Genomic DNA, 22182 nt, shown 5'->3' with positions numbered 1-22182 from the left:
TTTCTTAGATCGATAATAGGTGATGAAACTTTTCCTTCTTAGTTTTTAGGTAGTTAACATTTTCTTTGACTGGGGCTACTTCCAAGGGAACTCTTTGACTTACATGGATGCCGTTTGCTTCTAATTCCTTCATTTTTTCCGGATTATTCGTCAATAAGCGGATGTCCTTGATGCCGAAGGACGATAGAATTTCTGAAGCAAATTGGTACTCGCGTTCGTCTGGTTCAAAACCAAGCGCAACATTTGCTTCAACGGTATCCAGGCCCTGTTCTTGAAGCTGATAAGCCCGCAGCTTGTTTTTCAGTCCAATGCCTCGGCCTTCTTGACGCAAATATAAAACAGCGCCAGTTCCTTCTGCTTCGATTAAACGCAGCGCTTCATGGAGCTGCTCGCCGCAATCACAGCGATGTGAGCCAAAAATATCGCCGGTCAGGCATTCTGAATGAATACGTACCAACAACGGTTGTGCTGGATTTGATATATCGCCTTTTGAAAGAACCAAGTGCTCTCGTTGCTGCGAATCCTCAAACAATGTCAATTCGAATTCGCCGTATTCTGTCGGTAATTGAACGGTAATTGGGTCTTGTTCCGTAAAATAATTCGCCAGCTCTTCGACCGTGATCAGCGGCATTTCCCACTGCTCCGCTAATTCTTCCAATTGCGGACGCCGCGCCATTGAGCCGTCGTCATTTAAAATTTCACAAATATAGGCGGCTTCACTTTGATTGGTCAATTTGGCCAAATCTAGAGCTGCTTCGGTGTGTCCCCTTCTCTCCAATACTCCACCAGCTTTTCCGATCAGCGGAAAAATGTGTCCAGGTTTGTTGAAATCCGCCCCCTGTGTCTGCGGATCTGCCAATGCCTGAATCGTCTGCGCGCGTTCACCTGCCGAAATTCCTGTCGTCGTTGAACGATGATCCACACTTACAGTAAAAGCTGTGCCAAAGCTGTCCGTATTTCTTTCGACCATCTCAGAAAGCTGCAGGTGCTGGGCAACCTTTTCGGAAATCGGTGCGCAGATCAGTCCTCTGGCGTGCTTCGTCATGAAATTCACCGTGGCCGTGGTCGCTACGTTCGCGATCCCGACTAAATCCCCTTCGGCTTCCCGATCATCATCGTCTGCTACGATCACCAGCTGTCCTTTTCGTAAGTGTTCGATTGCTGCATCTATACTATTTTTACTCATAAGGCTGTTCCTTTCTTTGGGCTTTGACATATTTACCTAACAAATCCGTCTCGATATTTACTAACTCGCCACGATTCAATTTCCCTAGATTGGTCTGATCCTTCGAATGAGGAATCAAACCAACTGAGAAACGGCGCGCGTTTGCTCCTGTCACAGTCAAACTGACACCATTGATCGCGATGGAGCCGTGAGGAATGATCTCGCCCACCAACTCCTGCGGGTAGTCAAAGGTCAGAATCAATGCATTCTCCAATACTCTTTTTTCTGCCAATCTAGTCGTCGTATCCGCATGCCCTGCGACAAAGTGCCCTTCTATGCGGCCGTTGAAAGCTAAAGCACGTTCAAGGTTTACCTCGTCAGCGATTTTCGCTTTGGAAAAGGTCGTTCGCTGATAAGTTTCCGGCATGATCTCAACGGTAAATGTTTGCTCCGTTTTTTTCACAGCCGTCAGACAAACCCCATTGATCGCCATACTATCTCCCACTTTGTAATCCACCAATAAATCGCTTGAGGCCTGGCAAGTCAGTAAAATCGTTCGGCCGCTAGAAACGAGCCGGGTAATTTTTCCGGTTTCTTGAATGAGTCCCGTAAACATTCTATCCTCTCCTTCCCGTGATTCTTAGATCCTCGCCAAAGGTTTCAATCGCAATAGTTTTTATCGCCGTCACCTGCTCTGTCCTCCGCGAGCTAGTAAAACTCGCAGTCCCATCACCGCCAATAATTTTCGGCGTCAAATAGGTAATCAGCTCATCCCAATAACCGCTAGCCAGGAAAGCATCGTGAATCTTCGCTCCCCCTTCAACATAAACAGATTGGATCGTCCGACTAAATAATTCCGAGACAACCACGGGAATTGTTAGCGCTTTTTCACAGATAACCTCTACATGCTTCGGCACATCAGCTTTTTGCATGTTCTCAGTAAAAATCAGCACCGGACTGCTTCCGTCATGAAAAATAGTCAGTTCTTTATGACTCAGAGTCTCTCCTTTTCGGTCTAAAATTATTCGATAAGGCGGAAAGGCGGTGGATTTCGTTGTTCCCAGCGATGGGTTATCGATCAGCGCTGTGTTGCTCCCAATCAAAATCGCTTGATAATCGCCGCGTTCTTCATGAACTTTTTCCGATGCTTCCGCTCCAGTTAAAGCCGTTCTTTGACCGGCCAAAGCAATTTTCCCATCAAGCGAAATCGCCTGTTTCAACGTAATAAAAGGACGCTGATGCTCATAATAAAAATTATAGTGTCCGTTCAATTTTTGGACCTTTTTTTCCAAAATCCCGGTGATCACCTCGATTCCATGATCCTCCAAAAACTGTTTGCCTTTGCCAGCAACTAAAGGATTCGGATCGAGCTGGCCGATCACCACCCGTTTGATTCCGCTTTGTAAAATGGCCTGCGTACAAGGCGGTTGTTTCCCATAATGATTACACGGTTCCAGTGTCACATAGATCGTTGAGTTGAATAGTTTTTCGGGAGTTTTACATGAATGGATCGCATTTTTCTCTGCATGAGGCTCTCCATAAGCTAGATGTCCGCCTCTTGCAATGACCTGATTATCGTTTACAATGACTGCGCCAACTAATGGATTGGTAAAATTTTTACCCTTTCCCTTCAGCGCCTCATCAATCGCGAGCTCCATGTACTTTTCATGCATCCAATCTCCTCCTTTCCAAACAAAAAGACCCCGTGTAAGCACATACACGAGGCCGTAACAGACAAACTCAAAGAAATGATGACAAAAAAAGTGTACACTTTCCCCATCCATTTCCTGATAAGTTTTTCTTCTCCCATCCAGACTTTAACTGTCGGTTCCAGATTCTCACTGGATCAACCGCAAATATGCGGGTCACGGACTTCAAGGCACGCCTTGTCACCGTCGGTCGGGAATTACACCCTGCCCCGAAGATTACTATTCAATTCACCAAAAATACTACTATTCTTTTTTTGAGGCGTCAACAGAAGAATTTTTAAAATAACAATCGTATACCACGCTTTTTAAATTTTTCCTGAACGATTATTCCCACAAAACTCTCGAAAATTTGCTGAAAAATCCGCAAGTACCCGAAGCTATAGGGCTAAGCAGTGCTGTTGTCCGAAAAATAAACAATGAACTAATGTAACCTTTTTTATTTTAAAAACGCTCAAAGCAGATTAATGCTTTGAGCGCTCTTTTTTGGTGTCACTATATCTAATGCGTAAGGACTTTTAATAACAAAAAACACTTATTTTTCTGCTCTTTCAAGCGAGTCAGCCGCTTCCTTAAGTACTTCTCGGTTACCATCGAAACGACTACGATGTGTCGATGCATGGATTTCCAAGTAATTCTTTTCCGTTTCTAAAACATACATCAATGTCTTGAATTTTTGTCCTTCTCTATCCATTTCAACCACAAATTCAACACCTGACATACCCGCCTTTCCCACCGTGTTTCCTTGCTCAACCATGTTATCTCCTAAAGATTCAATGCCTTTAATAAATGCATTTTGGTAAGCCATAAAGTTTTCAAAATCTCCATGATCACTTATAAAAATATTCACCCCTTCTTTGCTCGAGCTGGCAAAGAAATCAGACTTTTCATCTACTCTTTTTTCCCAGCCCTTTGGCAACGTATAATGGAAAATCTCCCCATTTTCTGCCACCACATCCACTACTTCTCTTTTTTCTATTTTCCGTTTACTTTCTTGTACCATTTGAGATTTCTGGGTTTCTTCAGTAGCTCCCGAATCTTCAGTCGCACACCCGTCACCTACCAACAATAATAATCCCAATACAACTAACTTCTTTATCATATTTTCTCCTTTATAGGTTATTCATAATAGCTCCCGCTTCATCAATGGTTTGGTCTAACACCATCCTGTCAAAAGTTTCTTAACTAATAAAAACCTTCAACTGGAACAAATTTCCGCCTAGCTCATGCTCCACGAAATGATCATTATATTCTGGAGATATTTCTAAGTATGTTTCCTTCGTACAGTTATATCTACATTTTTACTCTAAAAAAGAACCGGACAATTTTACTTTTAGATTTAGTAGTTAAGAAATCGGATGGGAGTACGGTCAAAATGAAGAAGAAGACTCCGATAATATAATTTAAATACACAAAAAGAATATCTGCCCCCGATTGATAAGAGAAATAAATAAGAAATATATAAAGAAAAAATCCCATTGAAGCAAATATCGTTGATACTAAAGACACGATCCACAACACTAAAACACCTCGTCCCCTAAAGCCAACATCTCGGCATCGTCTAGTAAACAAGGCCATGCTTGGAATAAAAAAGATTAATAAATATATGACCAGTGCGACCATCATCAACATCATCAAATTATTCGTTCCGTAATCCAGAGCCTGTTCATCATCTATACCCTGAAGGAGCATGCTTGTCATACTTACAAATTGATAAACGAGAACAGGAATCGAAAGAAGTGAGAGGATTAAAAAACCTACCATAACCCACCAATACCCCGCTCTAGTTGTTCTGCCTTTAAAATCGAAATAACCAGTAAAGAATTGCTTAATTGCTGCAGGAAAACTTACATAACAAATATCCTTATTAATCTTTATCAACACAAGAACTCCTTTAATCGTTCACTTTAATCAACTGATTTGATTATATCGATAGTTACTCTGTTATCGCCATGATCAAATTTAAATTTATACCCACTAGCAATGACCGTGGTTGTTTTTCCAGAATCTAAAAAATTATTGAACGCTTCATATACCTTATCGTTATTGACCTCATAACTTAAAATAAAAGAGACAATAATCGCTGCTAGTTCTTCCTCTGCTTCCGCTCCAGCGGTCATACTTAATCCGACCAATTTACTATCTCGAACATGAATCCAGGTTTGCACTTCATTCTCGTCATCAGCAATAAAAGTGCCATCATTTGTAGTGAGAGGAAACCTCGTTTCAGTATTTTCATCTAGGTCATTCATAGTCCCGTTCATTCGATCAGCGAAATTATCGTATGAATCAATTACTGCTCTCTTCGGCAGCTTAATTTCAAGAATTGTTTTTTGTCCGTTTTTTAAAGCAACTTTGAGTCTCAGTTTTTTATCACTAATTTCTGACGGAATAGCAAGATCAAATTTTTTCCCTTTTATCGAAACTTGATCTCTAAACCCATCCTCTCTGACAGAAACAACGCCTTTTATATCAGACAGTGCTTCTCCTGTGATGTAATCAAACCGACCATCGCTTTGATCTACATGAGTTATCATTGATGGGGACTTTGTTGAACAGCCGCTTAAAATAGCAAATAAAATTAAGAGGGGGAATAAGTATTTCTTCATTTAGAAACCACCTTTGCATTGCTTTTATCAGAGTGCAACAATCATGTCTTGTATACACATAACGCATGAAACTCGAATATGTATATCCAAGCTTCATGCGCATTCTACTTATACAGCCACAAAAGAATTCATCATCTCAGTGACAAGTTCCTCGTTTCTATCAAAGAATGACGGCAGACCAAAGAAGTTAACAACGACATAATCTGTCTCCGTCTCTAATACATAGAAACGAAGTTCGGCATTCGCTCCCTCAGCTACACCAACAAAACTATGCAACTCACCGGTATAATGTGAAGTTTGATACGCTTCTTCTTTGATCGTTTCCTCTTTTATTTGAAAATCATCCATTGCAACATATTCATCTCTCAAAGAATTTTTTAATATCTCAATATCATTGACATCTGTCTTTTTTATGCCATAAACCATTACACCGTCCGCCTCATCTTCATTACCTGCGCTAAATGAGAATTCTTCGTCTTCAAGGATCTCCCACTTATCCAAAATTTTCATTTTGTAGGCTGTTCCTTCAACTTGAAAATCAACATCTGTCAACTTGAGTTTCTTTTCAGAACTTGATGTCGCCTTTTTAGAGCTCGATGCCGCAGTTGTAGAGGCTGTTTCTGTCTGTTTTTTTGTTTCACTTGTTTCTTTCGCTCCACCCGACCCGCAACCTGACAAAATTCCTACCAACAATACCAACACAATCCATTTTTTCATTTTCTTCTCCTAACACTTTTATTTTTCACTATCTAACAAAATCAATGACTTAATGGGATTATCCAATATTAATCACTTATTTATGTTCACCATATCCAAACAAAACCCTTAACATTTTTCAGAATACCTCATAAGTTTCTTCTTTTTGACTCTCTATAAGAACAAATACTTTTTGATAGAAATTCTTCAATCACTTTAAAATATCATATTCTAACGTAAAAAAGAACAAAAATTTAAGTTTAAAATATAAAAAAAGTGAATAAATTCTATAAATAGATATTTTTGTTTGTGTTTACCAAATTCACTCTCCGGAATATTGTTTTTATTGGAATTTTTCGCCATGGCCTTTGGATAAGCAAATATGTTTCAACACAGATAAAAACCCCCTTCGATAATATAATCGAAGGGGGGTTAGAAATGATTGAAATTTCACCCTAAAAACTATCACTATTTCTGCTATTTCACTTATCCTTCAAAACATCAGCCTCAACTTCCACACCGTGTTTTCTGGACAGCAGTTTGCAAACTAGGATGATACTGGTTAAGCACAGTGTTACGACATTAGCCATGATAATCGCGGTATCTGACTGCACTAAACCATGAATGATCCACAAAAAGACACCTGCAACTTGTAAGAGACATGTTTCAAATGCGATTGATCGCGTATCCTTTGTTTTCAATATCTTGATTACTTGAGGGACAAAGGCAATCGTTGTTAATAATCCTGCAATACTTCCTATCATCGTTTCCCACCTTTTCAGCAATTATCCGGAATTTTCTAAGCTAATTTTATCATTCGAAATTATAGAAAAAGGTATAGAAAATCAACTTAAAAATGGATTCATGATAATTCATTAAAAAGGCCGACTATTTGTAAATCATTTTCTCACGCAGACAAGCTTTGAACTTATAAACTGTTTATCCATTGCTTGCTCTGCGCCACTTTCGTATCGTCTCTGTTAATAATTTTTTCAAAACAGGCGTCAATAATAGATAGAACACAACATTTCCAACGGCGTGCATTACATCTACAGGGATACCTGCCAAATAATAAGGCAAAAATGCTGAGATACCCAAAAATGGTGCTTGAATCGCTGATATCAAAAATCCAAATAGCAAGCCTGTGATCCCTGCATAGACCGCCTGGATCAGGATACTCTGTTTAAATTTCGGAATTTTTTTTAACAATCCGGTCAGTGAAATAAGTAGAAAATAGGTCGCGACTTGGGCGATGGTCCAAACACCCATCCCCATATAAAAGTTTGTAATCAGAATGGATAGAATACTGACTAATAATCCCTGATAGGCGCCCCAATAGATCGTGATAATCAATAATATCGCCGTAACAGGCTGCACATTCACAATAAATTGGAAGAACGTTCGACTGACGACACATAAAGCGACCATCATCGACAACAGACTTAATTCTTTTACCCCTAATGAAAAGATGGAATAGATTGATCTAGAATTGTTCAAGTTTGAACACCACACGATCGTCCTTCTTCAACACGACATCTTTTGCCCCAGCGTTCACTTGCTCATCGTTTATTGTAAAGACCCAATACTTCTTATTTTTGGCATCTTGAGCATGACCATCGATCGAGGTGATCATTCCATCATCATCCTCAATAGTGTAGTTATCCTTTAGTGCATCAAATAAATTTTGTCCTTCTTTAAACGTGATCTCCTTTTTCGACAGCTCCTTGTCACCATCTAATAACGTGATACTTGAGTGAAGCTCATTTTTTTTCGTACTTGAAACTGTCTCTTTGGCAGACGAACTATCTGTCGAATCTGCTTGATCTGATGAACATCCGCCAAATAACATCAAACTCACTAATCCCGCAAAAACTAAATTTCTTTTCTTCATTATCCTTATCCCCTTTAACTTTATTAACTAAAAAGACACCCAAAATCATGGGTGTCTGAATAAATATTGAAACAAACGACCCTGATATTGCTTGTTCGAATCAATCAACGCTAGTGTCTGACTTTGCCTCATGCATTACAGTAGAAAGGGACTGTAAAGGAATTTCACCTTTTTCCTAACCGCCGATTGAACTATTCAGTTTTAGATAAACCACAACTTTCAAGTTAAATAGTATTGTTCATCTTCTATTTCATAACTCTAAACCTCGCAGAAAGCGTCTTTATCTATATTCAAAATAACAGATTTACTTAATAAAATAAAGGTTCAGAAGCATTCAGCAAACAATTGGGCTAGATAACACAAATAAGTAATAATAAATAAAAAATATTTGCCCTTTGAATAATAACTAGACTTGAATAATCTCGTTCATTTTTTTGCTTTAGTGAAGTAAAGAGATCACCGTTTACTCACCCTTAAATACACACTGACACATACACCTAATGAAAAGACTAGTGTTCCTAATAAGAAATTTTTTAGTGAAAAATTTTGAGATCCGTAAAGCAGTAACCCAACAATTAACATGAACACTATTACTTGAATAACTCCTCGGATATAAATCTTTTTATTTCCATCCATGACTCGATATACATTCCCTTGCTACTGATTTTCTTATCGCTTCATTAGTACAACTAGTTCTTTCAATATCTTTTTTGATATACAGAACATTCAATTTCTTCGAGTTTTGCATCACTCAATACTCGCCTTCTATACAAAGAAATACTATCATATATAATTTCGCTCAGGGTAAAAAAACCTAAACAATAGAAAATCATTCCCGAAGTCGAACTTCGTCAAGAGTCGGTTTGAGTTTCATCTAAAGTCTCCCAACAACTGGTCTATAAAGTTTATGTATTAACCCTCGACCTACTTATTAGGAGAATTTCTTGAATTGTGGTATATTAATAAATGGAATTTCGTTATGAACGTTTTAGTTGCCTTTCGTCACTAATGAGAAAGGAGAATGCTATATGACATTCACTAACAAAAAATTAGAGTACCGAGTAACTTTAGATACTGACTTGAATCTATTTATTGTTTTCGACAAAAACAACGAAAACAAAAGTGCTACAGGTACCACAATTGAAAATGCAGTACAAGAATTAGCAAAAATCGCATAAGGAGTGTAAATCTCTAATGGACAATTACTGTTCGTACTGAAAGCATCTACATGTTAATCATGGTAGATGCTTATTTTTTTTGTCATTGATATCTTCCGTTAGCCGAATTATCCGTAACTAAGGTCCATTGATTTTTTCTTTTGATTCCTTTACTCTTAATGTAAAAGAGGAGGCCGTTATCATGACGATAATCATTGCAGTCTACGTTGGTGTAATCGTTACAGGAGTAACTTTAGCCAAATCATTGGTTTCTAAGAATAACAGATTTTAAAAAGGGACGACTGTCCCTTTTTATTTGTTTTAATTCAAAAGTTCATTGGTAGCACTCAATATACGCTGTTTCATCTGTTGGTAAATTTTATATTTACAAAGCGTTTTCATAAATATATCCTTATATGTAAGGGGATATATTATGAAGAAAATATGCTTTGTATTAACTGTCAGCACAGGAATTAACTATGGTTCAATATTTGCGAACCCACGTGTCAGGAATAACGAGGATTTGAAAGATTATTTTTCAAAAGACTACAACGTCTCCATCAACTACATTAGAGATAAGGATTCCGTTGATTATTTGGTAGTCCCTAACCCATTTACACCTTTTGATAACGAAAATAATCTTCCAATAATTCAAGTTCCTGCAAAATTATTTATGACTAACGATTTTGAAGAAATAAAGAATCATATTGATAATTATTTCGCTACTAACTAAGACAAAAAATACAAGAGAAAATTCTCTTGTATTTTTTCGATTCGATTTAATATGACCAGTTATTTTAAACAACTAAACCAGCAATATTGACCTTACCTGAAAAACCTTTTTTATTAGTAATGCACCACTATGTTGTTCTTTTTATTTTATTATTTCCTTGCTGTTAATTCATAAACTATTGTTATTATTACTTAAAAATTCAAGTGAGGTCTCTATATGAAAAGAATAACTTTATGCATCATTCTTTTAAGTTTAATAGCTTTATCTGGTTGTGAAAAAGAAAAATCAGCACACACTAAAACTTCGACGTCTTCTTCAAAAGCATCTGTAACAGTAACAGCAACATCTTCAAGCTCTCAATTACCAGAATCAACTACCAGCTCGTCCACCGTTGTGGAATCTACTGAACAAATTTCAGACACAGCATCAACTGTCCCTAATCAAGCATCGTCGACAGTGCCTACTGAAGCTCAGCTACAAGAAACAACTTACGTAACTACAGCAGAACAAGCTAAACAAAGAATTATCGATACACAACCATTAGTTTCAAATCCAAATCTGCAACTAGATTTCTATATGCAAATTGATGCACATTTCTTATTCTCACTACACTCATTAGAAATAGCTCAGCAAGGAGGCTCTGGCACAGTTGGATTTTACAGAGTAACCCCTCTAGGAGAAGTGTTCGAAACAAACGCTTACGGAAGCAGATTATAAAAAATAGAATACCCAACAAGTCTTCCACTAAAGATAAAAGTCATTTTAGTATTAAGCGTATGTTTTCTAGTAACGACCTGTACTTCTCAAATCAATAGAAATTCCGCCATATCTATTGATTCAGTCCATAAACCATACGTTGGCGGAGGCCACATTGACTTGCAGGCACTCTAGTCCATCCCGAAAGATATAAATTCTCAAAAAAATTTTTACCGAGCAACTATTGGAGGTAATTTTAATTGAACAAAGACAAAGTAATTGGTGTTGCGCTTGCCATACTTGCAATAATTATTATCATTCTATACGTCTTAAAGAATACTTTGCTATCAAATATGAGCATAAACTACATTGGTCTCATCATTGCTTTAGTTCTTATTATGAATGCCGTGCTTGTTCTCATTTTAAATCCAAAGAAACAGAATAAATTATTTGTGTCTAGACCTATAGGATATGGATTAACCATAAATCCGAGAAATCCAATGGGACTACTAATTTATGCCCTTTTGATTCTTTTCATTTTCTTAATCACTGTTTGAGTTTTTTTGCCGTGATTTCATTCATAGTGTGGCTTATTTTGTCACTCCATAATCACCCATACTGTGAATCTACATTTTCATCTCACTACCCTAATTAAGCTCGCATTTCTTCATCCATCCTATCAATTTTTCAACTAATCTCCGTTATGCCAAACCTTTATTCTATACATAAAAACCTCAAGAATAAGGAAGGCCCTTCTTGAATAAAGTCTGATAAAACTTAAAAAACTAAATTTTGCCTTCTCTAACTGAATATGCGTAGATAAACTTGATTTAGTCGTCATCCCTCTTACTCCGGATGGGAGGTGATGCGACTTTGAGTAAGTTTATTCGATATGCCTTTATGGGATTGATTGTAGCTCTCATCAAGAACTAGTTCAGTGGACGTTAAATACCCCTGCAATTTTTGATCGCAGGGGTCATAGGTATACCTTTTGTTTTAGAAATCATCATTCTTCTCAATTCAGCTCTTTGTTTACGGTGTGATAAGCTAGCTTTTTTGATCAATGATTTCTTTTAAATCAGCAATAAAATACAAGTTGCCTGTAAAGCTTGTTAATATCCATAAGCAATCAGCACTTCTCCGCTAACAATCGGCAAGCTTGTGACTTGATACAAGATCTGTCCGTCTTGTTCAGCAGTATATTCTCCCAAAATATTTCCAAAGAAATCTTCTGTTACTCCTAAAAGCTGACCCTTTTTGACTACGTTTCCTATTTTGCAAGCAGGTGTCCATAAACCTGTTAATGTGCTATCAAAATAGCAGATTTGGGTGAGTAATTTCAGCTCTTTCTTCTTTAGTAGTGAGTGCTCCAGCATTCCTAAATGCGTCATGATTCTTTTAGCATCGTCAACGAATCCGGCTATATCTTTGGCACATCGTTCGCCATACCCTCCGCGCTCGATCAACAAGGACGGAACATCTATTATAGAAGCGTGATTGTATGCGCCTGTACGACTTTGGGAAGCTACGCCAAAAGGCAAATTTAAATAATTCGCTGCTTGCCGAGCTTTTTGCATGACCGAGTCCTCACCAAAGCCGGGCACAAAGACAAATGATTCTAGTTGTTCTGACAAATCTCCACTGTGAAAATCCAGATAGAAATCCGCCAAATAAAATATCTCTGTTTCCAGCGCATAAGCGAGTCTTTCTGATTCTGTCCCTGTCGGATTTCCCGGGAAACAGCGATTAAGATTTTTTCCATCGGCGGGATTGATGAATGCGGCGCGTTCAAAAAAAGCGCGTTGATTGATACAAGGAAAAATCAGCAAATTTCCAACAAGCCTATCGGGATCTATCTCTTGAATCAATCGTTTCGCGGCTTCGATCCCAGGATATTCAGACCCGTGAATGCCTGCGGTAATCAATACTGTCGGCCCCGATTCTTTACCTTTGATGATCGATACGGGAAGTTCTAGCTTTGTTCCTCGAACTTGGAAATAATAATTTTTGGCACTAGCAGAGGACTGCTGCTCCAGTAAATGTTTCACGATAGATTTTCTCCTTTGGTCAGTTCTCCAGCAAAAGACGCTGTTTTACTTTGGATAGCGAATAAACTGAGTTAAGCAAGCATTGTGTATACGTCACTTCCGAAGCATTCAGATTCTGTTCCTGTGACAGCCGATCCACGATCACCCCATTTTGCATCACCAATATTTCATGGGCAAAGGACTGGACCAACGCCAAGTCATGGCTGACAAACAGGATTGTCATATTATTTTTCTTCTGTAAATTTATCAAGAGGTCGATAATATTTTTTTGTACGGACACATCTAGTGCGGAGGTCGCTTCATCGCAAATCAAAATTTCTGGATTCAACGCTAATGCTCGAGCAATACACACGCGCTGACATTGCCCGCCGCTCAAATGATGCGCATATCGTTCCAAATATTCTTCAGAAAGATCGACTAGCGCCAACAGCTCCTGTGCTTTCTTTCGTTTATCCTTTGCTTTCAATCTTTTGTAATTAAACAACGGCTCGGTCACGACATCGATGACTTTCATTTTTGGATTGATCGAGGCGGTGGGCGATTGAAAGACCATCTGGATATTGGGTCGCAGCTGCCAGATTTCTCGTCGATTTAGATTGAGAATATTTTTTTCTCGATAATGAATCTTACCTTGAGTCGGTGTTTCCATCAGCATCAGCATATTGACTAGCGTCGATTTTCCCGATCCGCTTTCGCCAACGATACCTATTGTTTGGCCTTTTTTGGCAGTAAAAGAAAGCTGATCACAGGCTGTTAAGGTTTCTTTATTTGGTAAGATAAATTCTTTGGTCAATCCTTGAATATCTAAAATCAACTCAGACATAAGCGGCTCCTTTCAGTTCGGGAACTGAGGCTAACAGTTTTTTAGTATAGGCACTTTTCGGCTGAGTAATCACTTCTAATGGAGAACCCTGATCAACAATTTTGCCGTTTTCCATCACGATCAACCGATCTGCCATGTGTGCCGCCATCGCCACATTATGTGTAACGAGCAGGACCGATACAGAAAATTGTTCTCTGACCTGCAGCAGCTGCTCCACGATTTGTTCCTGCGTCACGACATCCAGCGCACTGGTTGGTTCATCGGCCAGAAGCAGACGAGGATTGAACGTCATCGCCAGCGCTATCCCTATCCGCTGGCACATTCCGCCGCTCAATTGATGGGGATAGCTGTCCATAATACTGCGAGCATCCCGCAGCTGCATTTTCTTCAGCATCGCTTCCGCTTGTTTTCGGGCATCCTCAGAGCTGACTGATTCATGCTGGCGAATATATTCTTCGTATTGTTTTCCGATTTTTCGGATAGGATTCAACGCGGCGGTACTGTCTTGAAAAATCATCGAAAAGACAGTACCACGCATTTTCTGCCATTCAGAAACTGACTGCTGCAAGAGTGACATTTCTTCAAATTGAATCATTCCTGAAATCTGTGTTTTTTTTGGCAATGCGCCTATAATCGTCTTCAATACGGTGGATTTCCCGCTTCCACTTTCTCCTACGATACAAACAATCCCCCCCTTGTCTATGGACAGATTGAAATCGTGCAGTGTAGGCTGTGGATTTCCTTGATATTGAACGGATAATTGTTCGATCTTCAGCATAAGCGCTCACCCTCTATTTAAACTTCACGTCTTTTGTTAACCAATAATAGTCCATTGGATACAATTCTAGTCCGGTTACCTTATCCGAATGGAACAGGTAGGTTGTTTCATAACCAAAGAAGACCGTTGCCGCATCATTCATTATTAATTGCTGGATCTCGATATCTAACTCACGGCGTTTATTCTCATCGAACGTAATTGTCAATTCATCAATCAGCGTATCCACCTGTTCATTTTTGTAGCCTGCTTGATTCGATGGCGATTTACTGTACCAATTTTCGCGTAAATAATTTTCTGGATCACCGGTATTTGCGACTAACACATTCCAGATCAGCATATCGAAGCTGCCGGAATCCCGCATATCCAATAATGTTTCATAGCTGACTGTATTCAATTTGACATTGATCCCGATATCCTTTAAGTTCGCCTGTGCTGCCTGCGCATAGATATTTAATTCTTCACGACTGGTGTAGATCACGAATTCCAGCTCCAAGGGTTTGCCGTCCGGCATTTCAACAAAACCATCGTCATCGGTATCCTTGTACCCCGCTTCTGCCAATAATTTTTTCGCTGAAGCTGGATCATAGGCATTTTCATCCTTCAAGTCATCAAAGCCAAAATCCAAGGTCGGCGGGATCGGTGCTTTGCCTGGTGTTGCACCGCCTTTTAACAGTTTATTTGCATAGCTTTCACGATCCAATCCGCGAATCAACGCTTGCCGCAATTTCAAGTCTTTTAGCGGTCCGTTTTGATTCATAAAGGAATAGGTTGAACGTAACGAATCTAGTTCTAGAAACTTGATATCTTTTTGTTTCTTGAACTCGGCTAGATTTTCCGTTTTTAAGTTATAGGCAGCTTGGATTTCACCATTTTGCAACGCCATCGAACGAGTAGCCTGATCATCGATACATTTCATCGTGACCTTATCCAACGGGACTTTACCATCCCAATAGTGTTCGTTTTTGACCAACTCGCAATCTTCGGTGGGATTAAACTTCTTCACCACATATGGTCCGGTACAAATCGGCCCGTCTTTAGCAAAGGAATCCATATCGGCCGTCGTATCGACGATCAAGAAGAGCGGATCGGCCAAGCTTCCCGGAACAACAGCAGAAGGCTTCTCTGTTTTGATCACTAATTGATTCTCTTTCACTTCGATTGATTCTGGTTTGAAAAAAGTTTCTCCCCGTGAATTAAGCTTGAATGCCCGTTCAAGGGATTCTTTCACAATTTTAGGGGTCATTTTCGTGCCATTGGAGAACTTCACATCTTTACGAAGCGTGAAGGTCCACGTCAACTCGTCATCACTGACCGACCAGTCTTCTGCTAAACAGGGTTCGATTTTCCCGTCCTTATCAAATCGAACCAAGTTTTCCCCAACCCCATAGCGCGAAACGACCCAGCCAAAATATTGCTCCGTCGGCTCTAAAGTATCCGCGAAGCTTGTTACGCCGATCGTCAGATTTTTTTCGTCACTTTCGGCGGCCTCCTTGTCATTTCCGCAGCCGGCCAATCCACCAACCACCAAAAGCAATAATGCTGCTGCAATTCCGCGAGTTGCCATTTTTTTCATTTGATTTCCTCCTTTATCCTGTCTTTGTTTCCATCAAGTCACTTACACTGTCGCCTAAAAGGTTAAACGTCACCACCACAATCACCATCGCCAGACCCGGATAAATCATCAGCCATGGTGCGGTTGTCAGATAAGTCCTCCCTTCATTCAGCATCAATCCCCACTCCGGCGCAGGTGCCTGTGCACCAAATCCTAAGAAGGACAGGGCCGCGATTTCCAGCATCAGAGTGCCCATATCAGTCATCGCAGTGACTAGCATGGGGGGAAAAATATTCGGCAAAATATAATTAGACATTAGTCGACTGTTACTGGTTCCCGTCACCAATGCCGCCTTCATAAATAGACTTTCATTGATTCTCAACACTAAGCTTCGGGACAATCGCGCATATTTTGTCCAGCTGACCGCGGTAATAGCGATCACTGCATTCACCAAGTTCGGCCCCAATACTCCCGCAATCGCAATCGCCAGCACTAATCCTGGAAAAGAGATCATCATGTCGGCGATCCGCATGATAACAAGATCTACCCAGCCGCCGAAAAAACCGGCCAATATCCCGACAAAAGTTCCTAGTACAAAAATGATCCCCACCATAATAATCGTTGAACCGACGGATGTACGGGTCCCGAAAATAATACGTGATAATAGATCTCGTCCCAATTTATCCGTGCCGAATCGATTCACACTGTTTGGCGCGGTCAGCGATTTGTTCATATCAGCAGCTAATGGATCGAAGGGCGCCAGCTGTTTCGCAAAGAGCGCAACTAAAAAGATCAGCGCCAGCAAAATCAATGAGATCGTCAGTTGTTTGTTCTTCTTCAACAAAGCCAAAGTTTTTTTCATGACTCGTTCTCCCTCAGTCTTGGATCAATCAACGGATAAGACAGATCGACCAGAATATTGATCGTCATGTAGAGCAATGAGATCATCAATACATAGCCTTGGATCAGCGGGAAATCCCGGCAAGCGATAGCTTTTACCGCCATATTGCCTAATCCCGGCCAATTATAAATAATCTCTACAACAGCTGTGCCGCCTAACAGACTTCCAAAGGACAACCCTAAAATCGTGACCAGCGGCAGCAAGACATTCGGCAGCACATGGCGAAGAAGGATTTTATTTTCCGAAATCCCCCTCATCCGAGCTCCCATCACATAGTCCTTATTCAATTCTTCTAAAACAGTAATTCGAACTTGCCGCGTATACTTGGCTGACATCGCTAAGGCCAACGTGACTGCCGGCAAGATCAGCGATCGAATATCTGCTGTGCCGCCCGAAACCGAGACCCAGCCCAGATTCACACCGAAGATCCGCAGCAAAACAAGCCCGATCCAAAAACTCGGTATTGAGATGCCAATAAAGGAAAATCCGCGAATCAGATAATCCAAGAGTTTGTTATGAAAAACCGCCGATAAAATACCCAAGGGAATCGATACGACGATCATCAGCAGCAAGGAAGAAACGGCCAAAGCCACCGTTGGAATAAAGCACGAGAGCAATTTCTGAAAGACCGGGACCTTGAAGGAATAGCTCATCCCCATATCACCGGTCACTACCCCCTTCAGCCAACTGCCGTATTGGATCAAGAACGGCCGATCCAAACCTAAATCTTTTCTGGCCTGAGCCAATGTTTCTGGCGTTGGAATATTGCCACATTCCGTCAGCATGATTTCTGCCGGATCACCCGGCGATAAGTAAACCAATAGAAAGGTCAAAAAACTAATGCCGAATAATACGATCACCATTTGAATGATTCGCTGCTTGCTCCTCTGAATACTCATTTTTTTCTCTCCCGTATAAGTCGTCTGTGCGACTTTTTGACATGCAAAAAAGCCCTAATCCAATGAATTAGGGCGTGCCTTTATACGACAAAAAAACAGTTTTATCCGGTCCTCTGCTCATTTGCGGTATAAAAGAATTTCCCAATCCATTCTCTTATCGCTTTCAACAAAGGTATCCTGACTTCGCTTCATCCTACTCTCATGCCTTCCCGTAAAGTGGCGTCAATGATTTCGTCTGCGTATACAGTAGAAAGGGGCTGTTGAGGATTTTCACCTCATTCCCTTTATTGAATGCGTTTTCTTTCATTGAATTATAAGGGAGTTCGCTGAAGAATCCTATGAATCATAAATAGGTCAGCCAAAATTTCACAAATTTGAAAAGGATAAAGCAAGATATTACTATTTTTATTAATTTAACAACTATCAAAAAAACGACGATTTCAAAAACCGTCGTTCGATCGTTAGAATGGTATACATTTACGCGATCTTTCTTGCTTACTCTGTATATAGGAGATAAGCTTAGCCTTCCTCATTAGCTGGCAATGTCTGCATCAATGCAAAGAAGTGTTCTGACTGACCAGTACTAAAATAGTTATACCAAGCTTCCAATGTGTCCGCTTGAAAAACATCTAAACGTTCAATGATTTGTTTTGCCCACAACAATCCTCCAGTCGAACTGGCAGTGATCAGATTATTATCTGCTACAGAGGGCTCGTCGATATAAAAACTTTGTCCCTGATAGCTTGGCGAAACCATATCAAGAAATCCTGCTCCGTTACTAGTATGAGGACGCTCATCCAGCAAACCTAAGTTAGCCAATGCAGCCGTTGCTCCGCAGATCGCCCCTACCGTAGCACCTGCAGCAAGAAGTTCGCTGGTTTTTTCTAGGATAGCCGCATGTTTTGGATCATTCCACGTATTTGCTCCTGGTAGTAACAGCACACTATTTTCGTTCACTAGAATATCATCAATTAAACAATCAGGCACGATTGTCATCCCACCCATTGTGTTGATTGGCTCTTTGGAATGGCTGACTGTTTTGAGTGATACAGCTTGTGCATCCTTTTTAAAAAATCGTCCAGAATTCAGTTCTGAAGTCACATACCCAATTTCCCAGTCAGCTAAAGTATTAAGAACATAAACATAGATTGTATTCATAATTTTCCTCCAATTTCGTTGTGTTTGATTTGATTACATGTTTAGTATACCTAGCAATCGTTGACATCTGTATGGCAACAATCTATACTGAACTGAAAAATATTTTTGGAAGGGGCATTCGATGAAAGTTGACCGGCTTGTCAGCATTATTATGATCCTGCTTGATAAAGAACGAATCGGCGCACAGGAGTTAGCAGAAAAATTTGAAGTTTCCCCCCGCACGATTTATCGCGATATAGATTCTATCAATTTGGCTGGCATCCCGATTCGTTCGACTTCAGGAGTAGGCGGCGGCTTTGAGATCATGGAGAACTATAAGGTGGATCGCAAGGTCTTTTCGACGACGGATCTTTCCGCTATCTTGATGGGTCTTTCCAGCCTTTCCAATATGGGACATGGTGAAGAATTGGCGAATGCACTTGCGAAAGTCAAGAGTTTCGTCCCGGCCGACAGAGCAAAAGATATTGAATTAAAAACCAACCAACTATACGTAGATTTAAGTACATGGATGGGCAACAAGAATATCAAACCCTATTTAAAGCTGATTCAAACTGCTCTAAAGGAAAATAGACTGCTCTCCTTTGATTATGCGGATCGCCATGGCAATAAAACCGCACGAACAGTCGAGCCCTATCAGCTTGTCTTAAAAAACAGCCATTGGTATTGTCAATGCTATTGCTGCGAAAGAAAAGATTTCCGCTTATTCAAGCTCTCTCGTATCACAAGCCTGCAGTTGCAAGAAAAAACTTTTACACCGCGAGAATATCAAAAACCGCAGCTGGAATTCCCTGATATTATAGAAAGTATGCAAACAACGATCATCATTCGAATCCATCGATCTGTCATGGACGGCGTACTTGATTATTGTACTTATGAACAATTTGAGCCGGATGGTGAGGAGCATTACCTCGTCAAATTCCCTTTCATCGAAAATGACTACAACTACAATATTCTCTTCAGTTTTGGGGATAAATGCGAGTGCTTAGAACCACCGCATATTCGCGAAGAAATGAAACGAAGAATACAGAATATTGCTGAATTATATGCAAAATAAAAAACGATCACTGAAAATTCTCGGAAGAGTTTTTCAGTGATCGTTTTTATTTTCTAAATTGGGCCTCGTATAAATTGCGGTAGGCTCCGCCTTTTTCCATCAGCTCTTCGTGGGTGCCCTGTTCTAGGATACCGTCCGAACTAACGACGACGATCCGGGTTGCGTGCTTAATCGAGGCTAAGCGATGCGCAATGATCATAGTCGTCCGCCCTTTCGCCAATGAGTTCAAGGATTCCTGAATCACTTGTTCTGTTTCGGTATCCAAAGCGGAAGTCGCCTCATCTAAAATCAAAATAGGTGGATTCTTCAAGAACATCCGAGCGATCGCTACCCGTTGTTTTTGTCCGCCAGAAAGTTTAACCCCTCGTTCACCGATCTGAGTATCGATCCCCTCTGGCATTTGTTCTAATACGCCCTCCAAGTGAGCCAATTTTGCGGCAGTCAGAATGTCTTCATTTGTTGCATCCAAACGACCATAAGCAATATTTTCTCGAATACTTCCTGGGAATAGGAACACATCCTGTTGAACAATTCCGATTTGATTTCGTAAAGACGCGAGCGTCATATCCCGAATATCGATCTCATCAATTGTAATTTTTCCATCGGTCACTTCGTAAAAGCGCGGCAATAAGTTGCACAACGTCGTTTTCCCTGACCCGCTTTGACCAACAAACGCCACCGTTTCCCCAGTTTTGATCGTCAGGTCAACATGATTCAGCACTTTTTTCCCATCCGCATAAGAAAAGGACACGTCATCATAGTTGATATTGCCCGCTAAATGAGTCACATTCAGCGCATTTGGCCGGTCTACAATGTTTGGCTTTTTATCCAATTCTTCTGTCAAACGTTTAAACCCTGCGATTCCTTTGGGATAACTTTCAATCATATTATTGACCTTTTCAATCGGACGGACGAAAACATTGGCTAAAAGAATAAACCCAACGAATTGACCATTAGTTAGCTCCCCTTGAATCACATAATACGAACCAAAAATCAGCGTGAACAGGTTAATCAAACGAATCAATAAATAGTTATAGGCCGAACTGATAGCCATTATTCGATAAAATAGAATCTTTGACTTGCGGTAAGCCTCGCTCAAACCGCCAAATCGATGGTACTCATATTCTTCATTGGCAAAGGATTGCGTCACCCGAATCCCGCTGACGGAAGCCTCCACACCCGCATTAAATTCACCCAAATCTTCATAGATCCTAGTATTCACATTGGTCATTTTCTTATTGAAAAACACTAACGCAATCGTAATCAGCGGCAATACAGCAAACGTCGCTAGCGCTAGTTTTGCATGGGTGTTGAGCATCAATAGAAAGGCTCCGACCAGCGTCATGATCGTGATAAAAACATCCTCTGGACCATGGTGAGCGACCTCTGAAATTTCAAACAAATCGGTGGTCAAACGACTAATCAATTTCCCCGTCTTTTGATTGTCGTAATACTCGTATGGCTGAGTCTGCAGGTGAGCAAATAACTCTCGGCGCATATCTGTTTCAATGTTGACCCCCAATTTGTGTCCAAAAAAGACCACTATATACTGGAGAATCGTATTTAATACATAAAAAAGAAACAGTGCGAGACAGGCCAATAAAATGATCCGAAATTCTTTTCGCGGCATGATTTTATCGATGACCTGATTCACCGCAACCGGAAATGCCAGCTCTAACAAACCAGCAAATACCGCACAAGTGAAGTCCAGAATAAACAGTTTTTTATACGGACGATAATAGCTAAAGAAACGTTTTAACATCTTTGAAACTCCTTTATAATAAATTTACGCTTGAATCAAGTTTCTTGGCGTCAATTCCATCCATTATAGCAAAACTATTGAGGCCGTGCCTCGGCTAATTTCATCCCGTCTATTTTTCAAATTTTTTTCAATTCGCTACTAGGGGATTTCCTACTTCCACCCACCCATTCTTAAACCACATACTAACCTCATCAAAGCAAAAATTTTCCTTTGCTGGCTCTTTCAATAAAACTATTCTGATCGCTTTTCCATGAATCAAGTTCTGCATTAAGCAATAGGTCAATTCAGAAAAACTCGCCGCGCCGATATAACCTGAGACGCCATTTTTATCTTGATTATATAAGTAAAAAATATCAGTAACTTCAATATTCCGAAAGAAAGTCGTCAGAATTTGAGGGTACTCCTCTGTTAGATTCTGACTAGGACGTGGATAATCGATCAGCTCTACTCCAGTCTTTTCAAAATATCTTAGCAATTTCTGATACTCCGCTTGAAAAGCAATACTTCCCGAAACAACGACTCTCATAGCTTCTCCTCCAAACCTTTGATCTCGA

At 40.2% G+C, this 22182-nt stretch carries 24 protein-coding genes and 2 riboswitches; of the genes, 5 read left to right on the top strand and 19 right to left on the bottom strand.

Translation table 11 applies throughout. From position 1 onward, the window contains the following. Positions 1-4: 4 nt before the first annotated feature. The 10 genes from ribA to PGP85_RS00580 form a co-directional block, all read right to left on the bottom strand. Positions 5-1216 carry a GTP cyclohydrolase II gene (ribA, locus tag PGP85_RS00625; protein ID WP_456298785.1) on the bottom strand — a complete coding sequence of 404 codons (1212 nt, stop codon included), beginning with the start codon at positions 1214-1216 and terminating at the stop codon, positions 5-7. Then, complete coding sequence (locus PGP85_RS00620) at positions 1179-1781, bottom strand: riboflavin synthase (protein WP_270325528.1); 603 nt, start codon at positions 1779-1781, stop codon at positions 1179-1181. Before PGP85_RS00620 ends, ribA begins: the two co-directional genes overlap by 38 nt. 1 nt (position 1782) lies before the next feature. Next, the gene (gene ribD / locus PGP85_RS00615; protein ID WP_010741873.1) at positions 1783-2838 is read right to left on the bottom strand and encodes a bifunctional diaminohydroxyphosphoribosylaminopyrimidine deaminase/5-amino-6-(5-phosphoribosylamino)uracil reductase RibD; all 1056 of its coding nucleotides are present in this window, start codon (positions 2836-2838) and stop codon (positions 1783-1785) included. 121 nt (positions 2839-2959) lie between these two features. Further along, positions 2960-3095: riboswitch (FMN riboswitch) on the bottom strand. A gap of 311 nt (positions 3096-3406) precedes the next feature. Continuing rightward, a complete protein-coding gene (locus PGP85_RS00610; RefSeq protein WP_010741872.1) occupies positions 3407-3973 on the bottom strand; it encodes a hypothetical protein in 567 nt (188 codons plus the stop codon). 191 nt (positions 3974-4164) lie between these two features. Then, a complete protein-coding gene (locus PGP85_RS00605) occupies positions 4165-4755 on the bottom strand; it encodes a DUF805 domain-containing protein (RefSeq protein WP_270325527.1) in 591 nt (196 codons plus the stop codon). Positions 4756-4778: 23 nt separating this feature from the next. After that, positions 4779-5480, bottom strand: a complete 702-nt coding sequence (locus PGP85_RS00600) for a hypothetical protein (RefSeq protein ID WP_270325526.1) — start codon at positions 5478-5480, stop codon at positions 4779-4781. 108 nt (positions 5481-5588) lie between these two features. Next, a complete protein-coding gene (locus PGP85_RS00595) occupies positions 5589-6197 on the bottom strand; it encodes a hypothetical protein (RefSeq protein WP_090402421.1) in 609 nt (202 codons plus the stop codon). A gap of 461 nt (positions 6198-6658) precedes the next feature. Next, positions 6659-6940, bottom strand: a complete 282-nt coding sequence (locus PGP85_RS00590; RefSeq protein ID WP_010741868.1) for a SemiSWEET transporter — start codon at positions 6938-6940, stop codon at positions 6659-6661. A gap of 175 nt (positions 6941-7115) precedes the next feature. Then, positions 7116-7688, bottom strand: coding sequence for an ECF transporter S component (locus PGP85_RS00585; protein ID WP_010741867.1), 573 nt, complete (start codon positions 7686-7688; stop codon positions 7116-7118). Next, a complete protein-coding gene (locus tag PGP85_RS00580) occupies positions 7660-8067 on the bottom strand; it encodes a DUF4430 domain-containing protein (protein ID WP_010741866.1) in 408 nt (135 codons plus the stop codon). Before PGP85_RS00580 ends, PGP85_RS00585 begins: the two co-directional genes overlap by 29 nt. A 1028-nt stretch (positions 8068-9095) precedes the next feature. Here PGP85_RS00580 and PGP85_RS00575 point away from each other — a divergent pair. The 4 genes from PGP85_RS00575 to PGP85_RS00560 all read left to right on the top strand — a co-directional run bounded on the left by PGP85_RS00575 (position 9096) and on the right by PGP85_RS00560 (position 11210). Further along, entirely contained in the window at positions 9096-9245 is a 150-nt protein-coding gene (locus tag PGP85_RS00575) for a hypothetical protein (protein WP_010741865.1), read from the top strand. A gap of 412 nt (positions 9246-9657) precedes the next feature. Next, the gene (locus PGP85_RS00570; protein WP_010741864.1) at positions 9658-9957 is read left to right on the top strand and encodes a hypothetical protein; all 300 of its coding nucleotides are present in this window, start codon (positions 9658-9660) and stop codon (positions 9955-9957) included. A 216-nt stretch (positions 9958-10173) separates the two neighbouring features. Next, positions 10174-10674 carry a hypothetical protein gene (locus tag PGP85_RS00565; RefSeq protein ID WP_010741863.1) on the top strand — a complete coding sequence of 167 codons (501 nt, stop codon included), beginning with the start codon at positions 10174-10176 and terminating at the stop codon, positions 10672-10674. Between the two features lie 239 nt (positions 10675-10913). Beyond that, on the top strand, positions 10914-11210 hold the full coding sequence (locus PGP85_RS00560) for a hypothetical protein (RefSeq protein ID WP_010741862.1): 297 nt from the start codon (positions 10914-10916) through the stop codon (positions 11208-11210). A 555-nt stretch (positions 11211-11765) separates the two neighbouring features. Here the strand turns inward: PGP85_RS00560 and PGP85_RS00555 are convergent. The 7 genes from PGP85_RS00555 to PGP85_RS00525 form a co-directional block, all read right to left on the bottom strand. After that, a complete protein-coding gene (locus PGP85_RS00555; protein WP_270325525.1) occupies positions 11766-12701 on the bottom strand; it encodes a M14 family metallopeptidase in 936 nt (311 codons plus the stop codon). A gap of 19 nt (positions 12702-12720) precedes the next feature. Further along, positions 12721-13524: an ABC transporter ATP-binding protein gene (locus tag PGP85_RS00550; protein ID WP_010741860.1), complete on the bottom strand. Its 804-nt coding sequence runs from the start codon at positions 13522-13524 to the stop codon at positions 12721-12723. Continuing rightward, complete coding sequence (locus PGP85_RS00545) at positions 13517-14302, bottom strand: ABC transporter ATP-binding protein (protein ID WP_010741859.1); 786 nt, start codon at positions 14300-14302, stop codon at positions 13517-13519. Before PGP85_RS00545 ends, PGP85_RS00550 begins: the two co-directional genes overlap by 8 nt. A 13-nt stretch (positions 14303-14315) precedes the next feature. Continuing rightward, the gene (locus PGP85_RS00540) at positions 14316-15875 is read right to left on the bottom strand and encodes an ABC transporter substrate-binding protein (protein ID WP_270325524.1); all 1560 of its coding nucleotides are present in this window, start codon (positions 15873-15875) and stop codon (positions 14316-14318) included. Positions 15876-15888: 13 nt separating this feature from the next. Further along, positions 15889-16716 (bottom strand): nickel transporter permease, encoded by an 828-nt coding sequence (nikC, locus tag PGP85_RS00535; protein ID WP_270325523.1) that lies wholly within the window; start codon positions 16714-16716, stop codon positions 15889-15891. After that, a complete protein-coding gene (gene nikB / locus PGP85_RS00530; RefSeq protein ID WP_010741855.1) occupies positions 16713-17654 on the bottom strand; it encodes a nickel ABC transporter permease in 942 nt (313 codons plus the stop codon). Before nikB ends, nikC begins: the two co-directional genes overlap by 4 nt. Before the next feature lie 155 nt (positions 17655-17809). Next, positions 17810-17973, bottom strand: a riboswitch (cobalamin riboswitch). A 200-nt stretch (positions 17974-18173) separates the two neighbouring features. Beyond that, on the bottom strand, positions 18174-18812 hold the full coding sequence (locus tag PGP85_RS00525; protein ID WP_010741854.1) for a type 1 glutamine amidotransferase family protein: 639 nt from the start codon (positions 18810-18812) through the stop codon (positions 18174-18176). Between the two features lie 121 nt (positions 18813-18933). On the opposite strand from PGP85_RS00525, the gene PGP85_RS00520 reads away from it, so the two are divergent. After that, positions 18934-19866 (top strand): helix-turn-helix transcriptional regulator, encoded by a 933-nt coding sequence (locus PGP85_RS00520; protein WP_010741853.1) that lies wholly within the window; start codon positions 18934-18936, stop codon positions 19864-19866. A 46-nt stretch (positions 19867-19912) separates the two neighbouring features. On the opposite strand, the gene PGP85_RS00515 is transcribed toward PGP85_RS00520, so the two are convergent. Continuing rightward, a complete protein-coding gene (locus tag PGP85_RS00515; RefSeq protein ID WP_010741852.1) occupies positions 19913-21628 on the bottom strand; it encodes an ABC transporter ATP-binding protein in 1716 nt (571 codons plus the stop codon). Positions 21629-21755: 127 nt separating this feature from the next. Then, positions 21756-22154, bottom strand: coding sequence for a hypothetical protein (locus PGP85_RS00510; RefSeq protein WP_010741851.1), 399 nt, complete (start codon positions 22152-22154; stop codon positions 21756-21758). Positions 22155-22182: the final 28 nt, after the last annotated feature.

Source organism: Enterococcus malodoratus (assembly GCF_027659535.1).
GTDB lineage: Bacteria > Bacillota > Bacilli > Lactobacillales > Enterococcaceae > Enterococcus_A > Enterococcus_A malodoratus.
Note: the sequence above shows the minus strand (reverse complement) of the source record. Positions and strands in the feature narration are given on the sequence as shown.